Here is an 18,345-nt window from a genome sequence, read left to right on the forward strand (position 1 = left end):
CAAATTAAAAAGTCAGTTTCGAACCATAAAATAGTCATAATTGGTTAACTTGAGAGAAAAATCATGTGTTATGATTCATACAGAAATAGAAAATATTCTTGAAGTTTGTAATCATGGAAAAGGAGAATTATGGCTATGAAGAAAAGAATAATGGCACTGGCTTTAATCGGCGTTATGGTGTTTGGCACAGCTGCACAGGTACAGGCTGGAAGAATCGTAAAGCCAATAGATGAACAGCTGGCTGAAAGAGAGGTGCTTACAACTCCGCAGGAGAAACGCATCCGTCTTGGTGAGGATGGGAAACCACGTGTTATCATCACCTCAGACTTGGAAATAGATGACATGAATTCCTTTATTCACCAGAGCCTGTTTTTTAACGAGATTGATCTGGCTGGAATCGTTGTATCCGGATCCTTCTGTCACTTTACCGGAGACGGGGAACATACCCAGAAAGAAGTAAACGACCATATCCAGAACCGCGAAGAAGGAGCCCTGGATATGAAAGAATTCCGTGCCCAGCCACTGGACTGGCTTTCCAATCTCTGGAATAATGAGTATGCAGAAGCATATGAATATCTTTCCCAGAATGCGGAAGGATATCCTACACCGGATTATCTGACCAGCATTACCAAGATTGGAAATGTGCAGTTTGAAGGAGATGTAAGAGAAGATACAGAAGGTTCCAACCTGATCAAAGAAGCGATTCTGGATGATGATGAAAGAAACCTTTTCATCCTTAACTGGGGCGGATTTAATACGGTAGCAAGAGCATTACTCTCCATTTATGAGGAATATTCTGAGACAGACCAGTGGGATGAAATTTACCAGAAGGTATGTGATAAAGTTCTGATCAGCGGAAATGGACAGGATTTCACATTTGATGATTATATTGCAGATAAATACCCGGATCTTGTACTGGCACATGGTAACTGCGGGTATGCCGGATATTCCACTGCAATTAACGGACAGGCAGATGCTTTGTATACTTTCCAGGCAGACTGGCTGAAAGAGAATATCAAATTTGACCATGGTTCTTTGATGGGCTTATATAAACTGGTAAATGATGGACAGCATCTTGAAAATGAAGAAGACAGATTCCAGTTTGGGGAAACCAATACCGTATACGATAAAGAATACAATGACTATGATTTCATTGCAGAGGGAGACAGCAGCAGTATTATCGGCCTGTATTCCTGCGGACTCCGTGGATTTGAAAATGGTGCATTCGGAAGCTATGGCGGAAGATATTCTTATACAAAAGCAAATGGTGAAGATGCAGGTTATCTGTCCACATTATCTGGCGGCGTAGTTCCTACCCAGTATGTGAATCCGGAAACAAACAATATCGAGAAATACAATCCATTCTTACTGGATCTCCAGCTTGAGTGGGCAGCACGTGCTGACTGGTGTGTAAATACTTACGAAAATTGCAATCATGCACCAGTTGTAGAAATGGAAGAAAAAGACTTCACTGCAGCACCAGGAGAGACAGTTTCCTTCGCTGCAACCGTATCTGATTCGGATGGGGATGATTGCACAGCTGTGTGGACAACAGAGCCAACTGGCGGTGTATATAGTGGAAAAGATGAAACTATTTACAACTGGACCCAGGACAGTGCGGAAGGTTCTTTCACAATTCCAGAAGATGCAGCTTCCGGTGACTGCTTCTGCCTCACACTGAAGGTTCAGGACAATGCGGATGCGGTAATGACAAGATATGCACAGGTTATGGTTACCGTAGCTTAATTGAATTTTAGAAGATAAAAGAGAAATACTTTTCTTTTGAAAGAGGGGTATTTCTCTTTTTAAATTAATAGAAATCCAATGATTAGTAATGCAAAACTATTGGATTTTTTGCTATTAATGTGATGGTCGAGAAGGTGATATTCCTGAACTGAAAATGTTTCTTGTAATCTAAGTTATGCCATGTTACTATAAATTTGTAAATATCTTTTGATCTGTGCCATGTTTTCGATAGGGAGGAACAATGGGAAAAATGATGCAGAACAAAAGAAAAAAAGATACGATCTACCATCCTGAACTGCATACGAAAGATGTAAACAGCAGAGAAATATTCAAAAATGATAAACTGACCAGTCAGTTTTTGAGAAACTACACAAATATTCCCCTGTTTGCAAATGTGAACCCAGAGGATATTGAGGATGTATCTAGGAAATATCGGGCGTTTCTGGGTGTCGAATATGAGTCTGATACGATTAAGAAAGTGCATATTCGTCGGCAAGACAGCACTGAGGAAAGTGAAGTATATGTGATTTCTCTGATTGAGAATAAAAGCGACATTGACTATGATGTTGCAATGCAGCTTCTTAAATATATGACTGTAATTTGGCAGGAATATAAAAAGAAACGAGAAAAAGGGAATAAGAATGTCAGTAAACGAAAAAATTTCCGGTATCCTTTGATTGTTCCAATTGTATATTATGAAGGTGCAAAAAAATGGACTGCTGATTTTCATTTGAAAAATCGCATAGAATATGCAGAACAGATGGAAAAATACATTCCGGATTTTATGTATCAGGTAGTAAGTGTCAATCAATATACGAATGAAGAACTCAGCAGAAAATGTGATGAAATGGCATTGGTCATGCTGATAAATAAAATACAGACGCCGGAGGATTATGAAGAATTTAGGAAAGTTTCAGAAGAACTGATTAATTCTATATATGGAAATGCTTCGGAAGAGATAAAGGAAATATATCAAAATATATTATGGTCATTACTAATGAAGATGAATGTGCCCAGTGAAGAAGCGAGAGAATTAATGGGCGAGATTGGAGGTCGTGGAATGGGATATTTATTTGAAAATATGGAAAAAATGGACATCCAGGCTGAAAGACGAAATACACAAAGAGAAAAGATAAGGGCAGATGAGGCTTCTAAGAGAGCAGAAAAGGCAGAAAATGAAAAGAAACAGATGGAACTTGAAATACAGCAGCTAAAGCAAGAACTCGAAAGGATGAAGAAAAAAATCTAACTTAATAATTATAGTTTTGATAGGAAACAAAGCAGAGATAAAGATATAAAAATTTGACAGTTAGAGTATAAAAAGAGAAATACTTTTCTTTTGAAAGAGAGGTATTTCTCTTTTTTTAGTTTACGCTGAAAAAGTGCAAGGTTATGCAAAATGCATTGCGGGTATTCGCTTTTTTAGATAAATTTTATACATAATATTTAAAGATGTCAGCGACAAATTAAGTTTTGTTCGCAACATTATTTAATAAGGAGAATGCTACAAATAAAACTGGGGAATGAAAAGGAGAGGGCAAATGAAAAGAAAACTGGTTATTTTACTGGCAGCAGCGATGCTGGCACAAACAGGAGTGAGTGCACTTCCGGTATGGGGCGAAAGTGCAGAAGCAACAACAGAAAATGAAGATTATCGCCTTATCAGTGAGGAGGGTGCTGTAATCCAAGGTGATGGCTATAGTATGGAAATTGCCTGGTGTGGTGAGGCAGGAAAAAGAGCGTTCGGACGCATTTATTATCCGGCCGATTTTGACTCCACAAAACAGTATACAACTGTGGTATTAAACCACGGTGGCGGTGTAAATGCAGATTTCTGGGATAAATGCTATGCACCAGAGTTGGCTAAGCAGGGATATGTCTGCTATACGTTTGACTGCCGCAGCGCGACAGAAGGTGGACGCGGTGTTTTCAGTGATCCTACAGAGGATGGAGTGGCAACAGTTGCGACTTATTCAGAAGATCTAAATGCAGCTATGGACCTTATGGAAAGCAAAGAGTTTGTAGATAAAAGCCACTTATATCTGATGGGACAGAGTATGGGCGGTGTTACGGTACAGAATGTGGCTGCGGCAAGAAATGATGAGATTGCCGGTATGATTGTTTTATATGGAAGTATTTCTGATGATAATAAAGACATGCTTCCAGACTATGAAAGTGTAAAAAAGAATCCGTATCACAATGGTGAAGTCTTATTTGTCCAGGGCGCACAGGATGCATCCCTTCCAGTTGACAGAACACTTGAAAATATGAATTGGTATGAAACAAGTTCCATCGTGTACATAAATACGGCGTTTCATGGATTCGGCGTACAATCTGACAGCCCTGCCAATATCTGCATTGAAAATGTAATATATTATTTGAAACGTACAGAAAATGCCAGTGATGAAATGCCGTCATTACCGAGCATTTCCACAGAGGAAGATCTTCTGGCAGATGAAGAGGGTTACACTGCATCTGGAGAAAAATATTCTTTCACAGTTCACTATTGCGGAGAAGAAGGTTCCAAAGTATTTGGAAGAATGTATTACCCGGCTGATTTTGACGAGACCAAAACCTATCCGGCATTGATCGTATGCCACGGTGGGAATGGAAATGCAGACAGCCAGGATAAGGTGTATTGTCCCACACTGGCAGAAGCAGGATATATCTGTTATGCCATTGACTGCAGAAGTGAAGCAAGCGGTGGAAGAGGAAGCTATGGAGACCCTACAGAAAGTGGAACAGCAGATGTAGCGTCTTATTCCAGAGATGTGAAATCAGCACTGGATTATGTAGAAAGTCTCGGCTATGTGAATAAAGACAGCATCTATCTTATGGGTGGCAGTATGGGAGGTGCTACCTGCCAGGTAGTTGCATCCCAGCGTGCAGATGAAATTGCAGGCTTGATTATTTTATCCGGAAGTCTTGGAGATGACATGGGAACTTCCATGTATCCGGATTATGAGGAAATCAAAGCCAATCCGTACGATGGGGAAGTCCTTTTTGTGCAAGGCCTTGATGACCAGCAGTGCATTCTTTCCCGTACTCTTGAAAATATGGAATGGTATCCAAACAGTTCCCTTACTGCAATTAGCGGAATGGGGCATGGATACGGCTATCAGATGGATAGACCGGCAGTGATGACCATGGACAATGTGAAAGAGTTTCTTTACAGGACAGTGAATCATATTGGGGAGAAGCAGGAATGAGAAAGTGAACTGTAGGCGGTGTCGCAAGAAAATGCCATTGTGATGCCGCTTTTTGCACAAAGGAGATTCTTGGAGATGCCCCCGAAAGGTCGTCTCCATTTTGCTAATATTATTTTGGGAGTTTTGAAATGAAGAAAAAAGTATTGATGATATTATTAACGACAGTGTTGATTTTCGGTTATACAACTCTGCCGGCAATGGCAGAGTCCCAGGAAGCAGAAAATACAGAATCAGCGGATGCGGAAGCAGAATCTGACCCATCCCTGGAAGAGGGATACACAGAAGAGAATGATGGATGCACATCTGTAGTTGCCTGGGCAAAAAACGGAGAGAATGACATCTATGGAAAATTTTATTATCCGGCAGATTATGAGGAAGGAAAAACATATCCGGTTGTGATTATGAGCCACGGCGGTTCAGTAACCCACGAATTTTATGAAAAAGCCCAGTGGACAAATTATGTGACTGGTCTGGGATATATCTGTTATGCCTATGATTTTTGTGGCGGTTCGGACCAGAGCAAAAGCAGTATGACAACCGAAGAAATGTCCTGCCTTACTGAAAAAAGCGACCTGAATGCAGTCCTTGATTTTGTGGAAAGCCAGCGCTTCTGTGACCAGCAGCAGATCTTTCTTATGGGACAAAGCTTTGGTGGTTTTGTTACAGGAATTACGGCACCGGAAAGACAGGATGAGATTGTTGGTGTGATGCTTCTTTATCCGGCGCTTAGTGTGGTAGATGTACTGCATGAGCAATATCCGACGAAAGAAGATTTACCTACAGGTGAAGAAGAATCAGAGAACTTCGGAACCAAAGTAGGAGCGCAGTATTATACGGATATGTATGATATTGATGTGATGGGAACGTTGGGGCAGTATGAAGGAGATGTGCTGATTATTCATGGAGTAAATGATCAGACAATTCCTTATACCTATTCTGTCCAGGCAATTGAGGAAGCTTATCAGAATTCATCCTCAGAGCTTGTGCTGATTGGTGGAAAACAGTCTGTACATGCATTTGAAGTGTTTAATGAAGATGGCAGAGCAGAAGCGCAGGAGGCTGTGGGCGATTATTTGTCCAGACATAAAAATTCAGCAGGAGAGTAAGACAATAATGTTTCAAAAATTGATGCAAAGCTAATGCCTGATGCGGAATATGTTAAGATTAATAAGGCTGTATGAGTGTGGCTAAAATTTATAGCTATAGCAATATAGTAAAAATTCATAGCTATATTTGAATTGGAAATTCAATTTACGTACAAATATATGCACTTTGCGTTTGAAACATTATTTTTACTGTGAAAATGCTACAATGTATTTTAGTAAAGTGAGAAAATTACGAAAGTGATTGACGAACTGCAGCCTATATGATGAAAGAAAAGGCATAGAGTATTTTATTGCAGGTGTTTCCTGCGAGCTATTACGAATCAAGGAGGAGAAATTCATGAGTATGAAACGAGTGCTTGCCGCATTTATGTGCGTGACACTTATGGTTGGGAACGGTCCGGTTTCTGTACTGGCCGAAGAAACCGAGCAGGCGGCAGAAGCAGCAGCCAGCACACAAATTGTAAACCTGGAAACCCAGGGACGTACCAATCCTATCGGTGTGGACGAAGCCAATCCGGCATTTTCCTGGCAGATGGAGTCAGGCCAGATCGGTGCTGCCCAGAAGGCATACCAGATCGTGGTACAGGATCCGGAAGGAAATGTAGTCTGGGATTCCGGTGTGGTAGAGAGCAGCCAGTCCAATGAAATCAAATACGAAGGAAACGGCCTTACTCCTGCGACACAGTATAGCTGGAACGTAACTGTGACCGATAATCAGGACAATGCCATTCAGTCTGAGACCGCAACCTTTGAGACCGGTTTAATGGACACATCCACAGCTTCCTGGGATGGTGCGAAATGGATCGGAGCAGGAGAGCTTTCCCTGGATGCAGCATCCAAGGCTGTATTCAATATTTCCGCAGACGTCCAGGTGGCAGAGGGCAGCAACGCAGCCTCCTTCATTCTTGGCGCAGACGATTTCCGTCTGGAAAATAAAGTGTTCAACAGCGAGATGCAGGAAGGTGAGAACTACGTTCGTGTCGAACTGGATCTGTCTGGTGTTGGTGCAAATGGTGGAGCGAAGATCAATGCTTACCGCATGGGCTATGCCAAAGACGATGATCCGTTTACTCCATTTTTCACAATTGAGGATGACGAAGATATGAATGGTCTGATCACAGACCAGAATAAAAATGATGTGCACCACATTAACATTTTCTGTACAGCAAGTACACTTTCTATCAGTGTGGACGGAACCAAGGTGGGCGATGATATTGTCGTAAATACCATGGAAAATGGAAACACTTTCCCGAACCTGAATTCTGTAGGTTTTGCAGCAAATGCAGGGGATAGTGCTACATTTACTGATTATAAGATTGAAAATGGCGGCAGATATGCCACAGGAACCCTTCTGGATGAGGGCACAGGCGCAACCTATGCGATCTTCGATGGAATGGACGGTGTATCTGTTGATGGAAATGTGATCACAGTGAACGGTGGAGATGCAGGAACTCTTGGATATGCAGATCCATCCTATGCAGCAGCACCAATGGTTCGTACTGATTTTGAAGCGAAATCCGAGATTGAGTCTGCAAGACTTTACCTGACTGCACAGGGTATTTATGATTTCTATATTAATGGACAGAAAGTAGCACCGGATGAATGGTTTAATCCTGGCTCCACAGAATATGATACCATTCTGGCATATAATTCCTATGATGTAACAGATTACCTTCAGACTGGTGAAAATGCAATGGGAGCTGTCCTTGGCGAAGGCTGGTGGACTGGTATGACTACTTTTGAATGCCTGAACAACAACTACTATGGTGATCAGCCGGCACTGATGGCGAAGCTGGTAGTAAATTATACAGATGGCTCCAGTGATGTAGTAGTAACAGATGACGGAAGCTGGACCTATTACAATGATGGTCCGGTACGTCTGGCTTCCCTTTTCCAGGGCGAAAGATATGACGCGACCAAAGAGGCTGCTGTAGATGGCTGGACAGAGGCTGGCTATGATGATTCTGCATGGACAGCATCTTCTGAGATCGAGACAAGAAAACAGTTTGCAGATTACCAGCTGGTATCCCGCTATGATGATCCGGTTCATGTGATTCGCACTAACGATGTAAAAGAAGCCCTTGGAGAGACAAAAGAGGGATCCGGTTCCTATATTTATGATATGGGTGAAAACGTATCCGGTGTTCCGGTAATCACTATTCCGGAAGAATATGCAAAGCCAGGTGAGACTGTAACTGTTCGTTTTGCAGAGATTCTTTATCCGGAGCTGGAAGAGTATACAAATGAAGGCGTAGACGGAATGCTGATGGTGGAGAACTACCGTACAGCAATGGTAACTGATTTCTATACCATGAAAGAGGGCGAGAATGTATTCACACCAGATCTGACTTTCCATGGTTATCGTTACATTGAGATCACCGGACTGGATCAGGAACTTCCGGCAGATTGCATTAAAATGCAGGTACTTTCCTCTTTGGATGCAAATGCAGAATATGAGTCCTCCAATGAGCTGACGAACCAGTTATTTACCAATATTACAAACTCCACAACAAGCAACTACATCTCTATTCCTACAGACTGTCCGCAGCGTGACGAGCGTATGGGATGGACCGGCGATGCGCAGATTTTTGCACTGTCTGGTTCTTATGTAGCTGACACCTACAACTTCATGCGTCAGTGGATGGATACTGTCCGCGCAGACTGTGGAGAGACAGGAATGTCTTCACAGTATTGTCCTGCTTTTGTCACCTATGATCCGGAAGCAGATGACAAAATCCCTCATAACGGACAGAGCTTTGGTATTACCTGGAACTGCCTGGTGGTAACAATTCCATACAATCTGTATATGCAGACAGGCAAGCTTGATATTGTAAAAGATAACATTGATAACATTTACGCATATGTGGATCATCTTGCTTCCACACCAATGAGTTACAAGGATGAGAACGGGGACAAAAAAGAGGATGCACGTCTCACTGGTGAGACTGGTACTCTTTGCGATCACCTTTCCAGAATCCCGACAGATGGTGTAATGCTTGGAAATGCACTTTACATCAATTGCCTGGATCAGGCAGCTGTACTTGCTGATGCGGTAGGAGATACCGAGAAAGCAGAAGGCTACCGTGAGACTGCTGCAACTGCAAGAGAAGCATGGAATGAGTTCTTCATTGATCCGGATACCGGAAAAACAAAGAACACCAAGGGAGAAATCCAGGATACACAGGCTTCCTATGCTACACCACTTCGTTTCCATGTAGTGAGCGATGAGAATCTGGAAAAAGTTCTGGAGAATTATAATGCAACGATCGCAGAGGCTTCCGGTGAGGATGGTGATGGAATGCCAATCGTTCCGTATACTTTGACAACTGGATTTAATGCAACAGGAAATCTGCTGAATGCACTTTCTGATTATGGCCTTAACGATACTGCTTATAAACTGTTTGAGTCTACAGACTATGCATCCTGGCTCTACCCGGTAACACAGGGCGCAACCAGTATGTGGGAGCGTTGGAATGGCTATACAAACGAGCTTGGTTTTAATGGAAATAACAGTATGAACTCCTTTAACCATTATTCACTTGGTGCTGTTTATGAGTGGATGGTTGCTTATCAGCTTGGAATCAAAGCAGATGAAACACAGCCTGGATATCAGCACTTTATCCTGCAGCCGACTGTCGGCGGAGATTTCACAGAAGCCAAAGGAAGCTATGAATCTGTTTACGGAACAATTAAGAGTGGATGGAGCGCAGCTGACGGTGTGATGACATCCTATGATGTGACCGTTCCTGCAAATACTTCCGCAACCTTATACCTGCCAGTATCCGGTGAAGTGTCAGCATGCGACGGTGTGACTGCAACTGGCGCAGCTACACATAATGCAATGGATACTCAGCAGATGGAACTGGTAGCTGGTACTTATCACTTTGAGATCGCAGATGGAAATGTGACTGTAACAGCTGCATAATTATTAAAGCTTTGTAACTTATCATAGATAAAATCCTCCACTTTATTATGATAAAAGATAGAAAAATGTCAGGAATGGGAAGAAAACTGTTCCTGGCATTTTTTCTGCATTTTAAACTGTTTCTTTCAAAAGTCATGTTATCATTTTGATTGTGGATGTGTGGAAATGCGTGGAAACTTTTACTTGCTAAATCGTAAAAGTCTGTTAGAATATGTATAATTAAACGTATAGGTAATACTGGTAACGCTCATTATGGTGGCGTAAAAAAACTTTTTTACACATGTTCGCAAGACGAGGTGACGATTATGGTTACATTAAACGACTATTTATATTCAGGAGACACAGTTTTAAAGATTTTACAAAGATATACAGAGGATTTGCGAAAGGAAGCCAAAAAGACACACAACGAGATTGATCTTGTGCACAGTAATTTCCTGATCCAGATCACTGAACTGCTGGAACATAACGATTTCCTTACCGCCCAGTCCCAGAAAATTCGCGAATTTTATAAATATATGGCACATGAGTATCCTTTTCTTGCTTTTACCTTTAAGGGAAGAATCAAGTCGCTGATCCGGGCAGAGGAGAAATTTAACGGCTACATTGTGGAATACATTTATGATTATTACCGGGAGAAAGGAACCTATCCGCCAGTAGCGGAGCTGAAAAATAAGCTAAGTTGTTTCCGGGATTTTATTGCATATAGGATTGTAGTCTGTATGCCAAGATGCCATCTGAAGCCTGGGGAAGACCAGGAGCAGGCATCCATTCGTTATCTATATCAGATTGCCAATGTGTTGCCGGGATTTCTGGAGGAGCGGGGATTTACAGCGGAGCCTGCCCATGGTGTGAAGCTAAGTTCTTCGGATTTACTGGATGACAATGTGAAGCCTTATTACAGAGACTATATCTGTGGCACCAGCGAGTACGGATACCAGTCCTTACATATCACCTTCTACGATAACAGTTCCAGATCTTATATGGAGGTACAGCTGCGTACGCAGAAGATGGATGACATTGCAGAAATCGGGCCAGCCAACCATCTGGGCTATGAGAAGCGGCAACAGGATGAGCGTGCCAGAAGAGATGTGATTCCGGAAGGGGAATGCGTTTATTTTGATGAGGCATATGAGAGAGGAATGCGGCTTCTCTCCTTGGAACTGGCGGATCTGGATGTGAATATGTTTTCCGCAGTGAACAACAGTCTGATCAATGATGGATGTGGGCTGTTCCGTGGACGGCTGATTTTGCCTTATGAGCATTTATCCAGGTTTCAGAATGATGTGATTGATTAAAAGAGTTTGTTTAGTTTTGGGTTTGACATTAATTAAAAATGGGAGTCCTGCTGACGCTATGTAGAGTAGCTGCAGCAGGGCTTTTTTGTACGCTTTAGAGTGCACAAAAAAATCATTCCTGCAATCTGCACGCCCCACTTTGCTGTATATTTTTCGCTCTTTTAGTTGGCATAGCATGTATGGACAATTGTGCAATGTGCACATCTATATCTCCGTACACGGCAAAAAAACAACAAATTACGTTAAAATGAAATTTATAAAAGATAAAATGCTATAATTGTGCACAAGATAATATACGGAAATCAATACATGAACCTATGTGCTGGAAAATGCTATTTATCGGAGAACGGCAATTTTGAAGGAGGAAACAATGCTTCGCATCGCAGTCGTAGAAGATAACGATACAGATAGAAAAGTCATAACAGACGCAATCGCAACCTTTGAAAAGGAAGAAAATGAAAACTTTCATATTTCAGAATTTCACGACGCCATGGATTTTCTGGAACAGAGGAAAACAGATTTCCAGATTGTTTTTATGGATATTCAGATGCCCTATATGGATGGTCTGGAGGCTGCAAGGAAATTCAGGGAAAGAAATACAGAGGCCGCGTTGATTTTTATAACCAGTATGGCACGGTATGCAGTGCACGGCTATGAAGTAGATGCCATGGACTATATTGTGAAGCCATTGAATTATTATAGCTTCAACCTGAAAATGAAAAGAGCTGTGAAATACGTCCATTCCAGGGAGCAACAACAGTTTATCATTCAAACGAAGAATGGTCTGGTGAAGGCCTCTATTGGGGACATAAAATATGTGGAAGTGCTAGGCCATAAAGTAATCTACCATCTGGAGGAAAAAGATGTGGAGGCATATGGCAGTATGAGAAAAGTGATGGAAGAGCTTCCAGAGAACACTTTTTCATTATGTAATAACTGCTATTATGTGAATTTATACTATGTAACATCTGTAGAAGGATACATAGCAAGTCTGGGAGATATTCAGCTGCAGATCAGCCATCCGAGAAAGAAAAGCTTTATGAAAGCATTAAACGATTACGTGGGAGGCTGCAGCGCATGACGGTATGGGACACGATATGGAAATGTGAGCTTGCATTTGAAATGCTGTTATTCAGCTTTATAATGTGTCGGCATTTTGTGAAAAAATCTTTTTTCTGGCTGCGTGTAATCGCAGGAAGCGGAATCTGTCTCTTTGGCTCGGCACTGATTGTTAGTAGCACAAGGACCATGTGGGAAAGCATTCCGGGAGTGATCATCATATTTTTGCTCAGCATGCTGACCATGGTATTCTGCTATGAAAATCCTGTGAGGGAAATCTTTTTTACCAGTGTAGCGGCATATATTACCCAGATTATCTTATATAGCGTGTTTATTCTTTTGCAAACATTTTTGAATATAAGCGGTGGAATTGCATTTATTGGTTTATATGTGGTCTTGCTTCTGGTCGCGGTATGTCTGGTGCTTCATTTTATGGAAAGAAAGCTGGAAGAAATGGAGCATATTACGGTTCAGCCAGGGTTCCTTTTGTTGTTGCTGTTTACGGCGGGGATGCTTGATACTGTGTTTAAATTTTATATGGTGGACAACATGCTGGGAATAGAATCCAAGGAAATTTTTCTGGCATGGAAATCTTTTTCCATGGTTGCCTGTCTGCTGCTTCTGGCTGTACAGTTCGGAACCTTGAAACGAAATTCTATTTCTGCACAGAAACAGCAGCTTGAGAATTTGCTTTACCAGAAACAGCAGCAGTACGAGCTTTCCAGGAAAAATATGGAACTGATCAATATAAAATGCCATGATCTGAAGCACTGGTTTAAAAGGATCCAGGGGTTATCGGGGAGCGCATACGAAAAAGAAGCACAGGAAATACAGAAGGCACTGACGATTTATGACTCCATGTTCCAGACTGGAAACCAGGTGCTTGATACGATTCTGACAGAGAAGAAACTGTACTGCGAATATAACAAAATTAACATGACCTGTATTGCAGAGGGCGAAAAACTGGATTTTTTATCGGAAAGTGAGATCTGTTCCCTGTTTGGAAATATTGTGGACAATGCAGTGACTGCAGTTTCCCATCTAAAAGACGAAGAAAAGCGTACCATTAATATTCTGGTTCGGACGCGGGGGAATTTTCTCTCCATTCATGAAGAAAATTATTTCGAAGGAGAACTGAAGGAGTCGGCAGATGGTTTCGAAACGACGAAGAAGGATAAGGCGCATCATGGCTTTGGGCTGAAGAGTATTCGAATGATTACAGAAAATTACCACGGGAACATGTCGGTGACGGCGGAGAATGGGGTATTTAATATTAATATCCTGATTCCACTGGTCACGCCGCTGAAAGAGGGCAAAATCGTCAGTAAAGTGGGGCGTGCAGATCGCAGGAATGATTTTGGGGGCACACTCTAGATTAGACAAGATATTTGGCGATGTGTTTGAAGTTTATGCTATAAAAATACAAGGTTACGCAATAAAAGTAGAAACTGATGTTTCTTTATGCTAAATTGAAAGTAAAAGACGCACGTAGAAAGCACGATTTTCAATTCGGTGGAAACCATACAAAGCAGTGGGATTCTGTGTGCAATCAGGAGAAAATGGAGGAATCAAGCATGTTGAAAAAAAGAATGTTAATTGTTTTGGGGATGGCAGCAGTATTAAGTGCAAGCTGTGTAAGTGCAACTGTATGGGCAGAAGAGAATGCAGAGACACAGACAGAATCTGAAACGGAGACTACAGATGAGTCCGTGACTGAAAATGATTCTACAGAAGAGACCGGAGAAGAGGCAGCAGAAGCGGACGTTGCAGAGGAAGAGAATCCAGAGATCCAGGAGGGCTACACTACAGAATTAGAAGGTTGTACCAAAGTGGTTTCCTGGTGTAAAAATGGCGATAACAATATTTATGGTCAGTTTTACTACCCTGCAGATTTTGACGAAACGAAAACTTATCCAGTGGTTATCATGAGCCATGGAATCGGTTCTACTTCCCAGATGGTAGAGCGTGCCAAATGGCCGGAGAAAGCAGCGCAGGACGGATATGTGGTTTATACCTTTGATTTCTGTGGCGGATCTTTAAATGGAAACAGTGATGTAGACTTTATGGATATGACTGTAATGACTGAAAAAGAAGACTTAAGCGCTGTTATGGACTTTGTGAAATCAAAAGATTATGTAGACCAGGAGCACCTGTTTCTTCTGGGACAGAGTCAGGGAGGACTGGTCAGTGCATTTACAGCTGCTGACAGAAAAGAGGATGTAGCGGCAATGGTGCTGGTTTATCCGGCACTTTGCATTGCTGATAATGCCCGTGAAACCTACGCTTCAGCAGAGGATATCCCGGAAGGTCAGGCGGAAATGCCTGTTGGAACAGTTGGATCTGAATATGTGAAAGCTGTGTACGATCTTGATGTATATGGAACAATCAGTGCATACGATGGAGATGTAATGATCATTCATGGAATTAACGATATGCTGGTTCCATACAGTTATTCTGAAAAAGCAATTGAGGAAGCATACACAAGCGAGGGCTCTGTGCTGGTACCAGTCTATGGAAAACGTTCTACTCATGGATTTGAGATGAATTTTGAAGAGGGCAGAGATTATGCCGAGACAGTTGGAATGGAATTTCTGGATGCCCATCTTGGAAACGAATAAGTTTGTAAGAGATAATCGGTAAACTATACTGACTTCCAAATAAGTCATTTTTGAAATGGAAAAAGGTCATTATTGTTATACATTGAAATACGAGAATGTGTTATTTTGAATTATGCAAATTGAGATCCTGTTTGAAAAATATAATGTAAAAAGGGGAAAAAGATGGAAAGAAAAAAGCAAACAGCATGGAAACGAAAACTAACTGTCACTGTTATTCTGGCGGCAATGGCAACTGCATCCGTGCAGTCTCCGTTGCTGATGGTGTATGCCGGGGACAATAACGGAAACGCAGACGATTTTGCCGCACAGATAGCGGCAGACTACGCCCAGCCGGAGATGAAATACCGCCCATATGCCCGCTGGTGGCTGGCAGAGGGTTCTCACACAGATGAGACCTTGAAGGAGTCTGTACAGGAGCTTTATGATGACGGATATGGCGGAATCGAATTTGTAACTTTGGATGAGTCCCAGTATTTGGACAATGAAACCTATGCCTGGGGGTCACCGGAGTGGATTCATGACACGAAGGTTATCATTGAAGAATGCAACCGTCTGGGAATGAGTGTCAGCATGACAAGTGGAACCCACTGGTCCACCGCAAACCTGGTTTCTATTACACCGGATGAAGAGGCTGCTTCCCAGGAATTGGGATATACAGTGCTGAGCGTGACCGGAAGTGCAGATGAAAGTGGTACAAATGATAGTGAAAGTTCAGGAGGGAAAACAACCTACGACGGCTATCTCCCATACTGTAAACTTCCTGCAAACGTTACCAAACAGACCTTGGTGAAGGTAATCGCAGCCAAAGTCACAGAACGAGGCAGTGCCCCGGAAGAAAAGAACGTAGTTCCATCCAAAATTGATATATCCTCACTGAAGGATGTAACGGATATGGCTTCTGACGACAATGAAGATGGAATCTACGGAATCCATTTCACAGCAGAGGACGATGGGGATTACGATCTGTTTGCTTTTTACCAGTATGGTACAGGCGAGTCTTACAAACCAGCTATTTCCCCGAGTTACACCATCAACTATCTGGATCAGGAAGGCGCCAATGCCTTAATCGATTACTGGAATTCCAATGTGCTTACTGATGATGTGCAGGAATTGATCAATGGAATTGATGAATGTGATATGTATATGGATTCCCTTGAGCTTTCCACTCATGGAACCAACACTACCGGCCAATTGTGGTGTAAGGACATGGAAGAACAGTTTGAAAAAAGACAGGGATACAGTATGGAAGAAATGTTGCCGCTTCTCGTTCTTACAAGTGGAAGAAGTGGCTGCTTCGGAGAGCCTCTTGCCTACCGTTATGAACCGGATAAGGAAGAGGATGTCCAGTATGTGGAAAATCTGAGAAGGGATTTTTGCCAGACACAGACGGAGCTTTATACGGAGAACTGCCTGAATGTATTAAGTGACTGGCTTCACTCTAAGAATATGAAGCTCCGTGCAGAAAATTCCTATGGTATGCGTTTTGAAATTTCAGAACCGGCAGCCGCACTGGATTATATTGAGACCGAGTCCATGGAGTTTGCCAATGAGCTGGACAGCCACAGAGGGATGGCAGGAGCAGCCCATTTGCTGAACAAGCGTATGTCCAGCGAGACTGGTGCCTGGGTTTCTAAAAACTATGTATATAACAATGAATACTACCGTCAGATCTTTTACATGCAGTATGCAGCTGGCATACAGAAAACAGTCACACATGGTTATTCTTCCGAATATGGTCCGGAAGACAGGGTGAAATGGCCTGGCTACGAGGGAATGAGTGATGAGTGGTCTGACCGTTTCAATAAGCGCCAGCCGGCATCCCAGGACTATCCGGAGCTGAATGCCCACCTTTCCAGAATCCAGAAAGCTCTTGAGCAGGGCGTTCCGCAGATGGATCTTGCAATCCTTAGAACAGATTATGCATACAATAATCAGCTTACTCCAGGCGGTTTGATGGCATTTGTGCAGAATGGCGTTTATTCTAATAAGGCGCATAATCAGGACGCCTATTACTGGCGTGATATGGAGCTTCAGAATGCAGGATATACCTACGATTACTTTTCTCCATATCTGCTCACAAATGAGAATGTGACCAGCGCGGATGGACTTCTGAATCCGGATGGAGCCGCTTATCAGGCGGTAATTCTTATGGAGGACGAGCTTCCTTATGAGGCTGCCGAAAAGCTGCTTCAGTGGGCAAAGGATGGTCTGCCTGTAGTATTTGTGAACAATGCATCTGAGATTGTGGCAAATAATGATGTGACAAAGGATAATACAGTAGCGGGCGGTACAACCGGTTCCAATGATGGAAATGAAGAGGCACTGGCAGAAATTGTAAAAGAGATGAAAACACTTTCCAATGTGAAGACAGTGGAGGCTGAGAGTGATGCCTATGAGGCTCTGCAGGAACTTGGCGTGTATCCAAGAGTGCAGTACAAAGAAGCCAATACGAAACTTCTTCCAGTTATGAGAAGCGCGGAGGATGTGGAGTATCTGTATCTTTATCATTACATGTATGAGGATGAGGAGAATTACGAAGGGGATGTTTCCCTGGAGGGAAATTATGAACCTTACGTGCTGGATACATGGAGTGGAGATGTAGATAATGTTCAGAATGTAAGCTATGAAAGCGGCAGAACTGTGATTCATGTGGATCTGGCACCGGGGGAGACAATGGTGCTTGCGCTGAAGCATGGTGAGGGAGAATTGGATAATGTGGTTGAGGATACAGAGAAGGCAGAAGAAATTGCCGAAAATACAGAAGAAAATGTAACTGAAGATATCACAATGTCTGAACAAACAGAGGAAAATGGTGAACAGAATATGCCACAGGATGGAGTGGAAAAAGACCTTAGTCTTACCGACTGGACATTAGTTGTAGATTCCTACGAACCAGGTGAGAAAATCATCCGTGCCGAGGAAAATGAAGATACTGGAGTTACCACAACGGAAGCAACTTATACCACCAATCGTGTGGAAATTGACGCAGGAATCTTAAGTGAACTGATTTCCTGGAAGGATATAGATAAGATTGGTGAAAAGGTTTCCGGAACAGGAACTTATACTACCACATTCACCCTTCCGGAAAACTGGTCAGACACAGGAAAAATCCAGTTCCAGGCAGACAGCTTCCAGGGCGGAACTGCTGCTGTATGGATCAATGACACCAAAGTTCCAGTGAATATGGACAGACGTACCGCTGATCTTACCCCATATGTACAGCCAGGTGAAAATACGATCACAGTCAGAGTGACCAGTTCCCTGCGTAATGTGATGATCGTTCAGGGATACGAGGCCGGATGGGTCTTTGGTGCACCAGAGCCTGATGATTATGGAATGACTGGGGAAACGAAGCTTTTATATACAGAGTAGAAGTATAAACAAAGG

11 protein-coding genes and 1 pseudogene are annotated in these 18,345 nt (G+C 42.5%); 11 read left to right on the forward strand and 1 reads right to left on the reverse strand.

The annotated features are described in order from the left end of the window. Positions 1–135: 135 nt before the first annotated feature. The 6 genes from ACTQWB_RS04555 to ACTQWB_RS04580 all read left to right on the forward strand — a co-directional run bounded on the left by ACTQWB_RS04555 (position 136) and on the right by ACTQWB_RS04580 (position 11,281). Positions 136–1,746: a nucleoside hydrolase-like domain-containing protein gene (locus ACTQWB_RS04555; RefSeq protein ID WP_441500580.1), complete on the forward strand. Its 1,611-nt coding sequence runs from the start codon at positions 136–138 to the stop codon at positions 1,744–1,746. Between the two features lie 253 nt (positions 1,747–1,999). Then, positions 2,000–2,995, forward strand: a complete 996-nt coding sequence (locus ACTQWB_RS04560; protein ID WP_441500636.1) for an Rpn family recombination-promoting nuclease/putative transposase — start codon at positions 2,000–2,002, stop codon at positions 2,993–2,995. Positions 2,996–3,287: 292 nt separating this feature from the next. After that, a complete protein-coding gene (locus ACTQWB_RS04565) occupies positions 3,288–4,955 on the forward strand; it encodes an alpha/beta hydrolase family protein (RefSeq protein ID WP_441500581.1) in 1,668 nt (555 codons plus the stop codon). 128 nt (positions 4,956–5,083) lie between these two features. Continuing rightward, positions 5,084–6,061, forward strand: coding sequence for an alpha/beta hydrolase family protein (locus ACTQWB_RS04570; protein WP_441500582.1), 978 nt, complete (start codon positions 5,084–5,086; stop codon positions 6,059–6,061). A 337-nt stretch (positions 6,062–6,398) separates the two neighbouring features. Further along, on the forward strand, positions 6,399–9,986 hold the full coding sequence (locus tag ACTQWB_RS04575) for a family 78 glycoside hydrolase catalytic domain (protein ID WP_441500583.1): 3,588 nt from the start codon (positions 6,399–6,401) through the stop codon (positions 9,984–9,986). Positions 9,987–10,291: 305 nt separating this feature from the next. After that, positions 10,292–11,281 (forward strand): guanosine polyphosphate pyrophosphohydrolase, encoded by a 990-nt coding sequence (locus ACTQWB_RS04580; protein ID WP_441500584.1) that lies wholly within the window; start codon positions 10,292–10,294, stop codon positions 11,279–11,281. A 56-nt stretch (positions 11,282–11,337) separates the two neighbouring features. On the opposite strand, the pseudogene ACTQWB_RS04585 reads toward ACTQWB_RS04580, so the two are convergent. Further along, positions 11,338–11,436 (reverse strand): annotated as a pseudogene (locus tag ACTQWB_RS04585) (DUF6783 domain-containing protein); the annotation flags it as partial. Positions 11,437–11,651: 215 nt separating this feature from the next. Between ACTQWB_RS04585 and ACTQWB_RS04590 the strand changes: the two are divergent. The 5 genes from ACTQWB_RS04590 (at position 11,652) to ACTQWB_RS04610 (ending at position 18,330) form a co-directional block, all read left to right on the forward strand. Then, positions 11,652–12,362: a LytR/AlgR family response regulator transcription factor gene (locus ACTQWB_RS04590; protein WP_441500585.1), complete on the forward strand. Its 711-nt coding sequence runs from the start codon at positions 11,652–11,654 to the stop codon at positions 12,360–12,362. Continuing rightward, positions 12,359–13,714, forward strand: coding sequence for an ATP-binding protein (locus ACTQWB_RS04595; protein ID WP_441500586.1), 1,356 nt, complete (start codon positions 12,359–12,361; stop codon positions 13,712–13,714). Before ACTQWB_RS04590 ends, ACTQWB_RS04595 begins: the two co-directional genes overlap by 4 nt. After that, positions 13,677–13,808, forward strand: a complete 132-nt coding sequence (locus tag ACTQWB_RS04600; RefSeq protein WP_441500587.1) for a hypothetical protein — start codon at positions 13,677–13,679, stop codon at positions 13,806–13,808. The genes ACTQWB_RS04595 and ACTQWB_RS04600 overlap by 38 nt, the downstream gene beginning before the upstream one ends. 106 nt (positions 13,809–13,914) lie before the next feature. Further along, the gene (locus ACTQWB_RS04605) at positions 13,915–14,958 is read left to right on the forward strand and encodes an alpha/beta hydrolase family protein (RefSeq protein ID WP_441500588.1); all 1,044 of its coding nucleotides are present in this window, start codon (positions 13,915–13,917) and stop codon (positions 14,956–14,958) included. Between the two features lie 162 nt (positions 14,959–15,120). Next, positions 15,121–18,330, forward strand: coding sequence for a glycosyl hydrolase (locus ACTQWB_RS04610; RefSeq protein WP_441500589.1), 3,210 nt, complete (start codon positions 15,121–15,123; stop codon positions 18,328–18,330). Positions 18,331–18,345 lie beyond the last annotated feature (15 nt).

The sequence above is a fragment of the Blautia sp. HCP3S3_H10_2 genome, from assembly GCF_052122375.1.
In the GTDB taxonomy this organism is placed as follows: domain Bacteria; phylum Bacillota; class Clostridia; order Lachnospirales; family Lachnospiraceae; genus Blautia_A.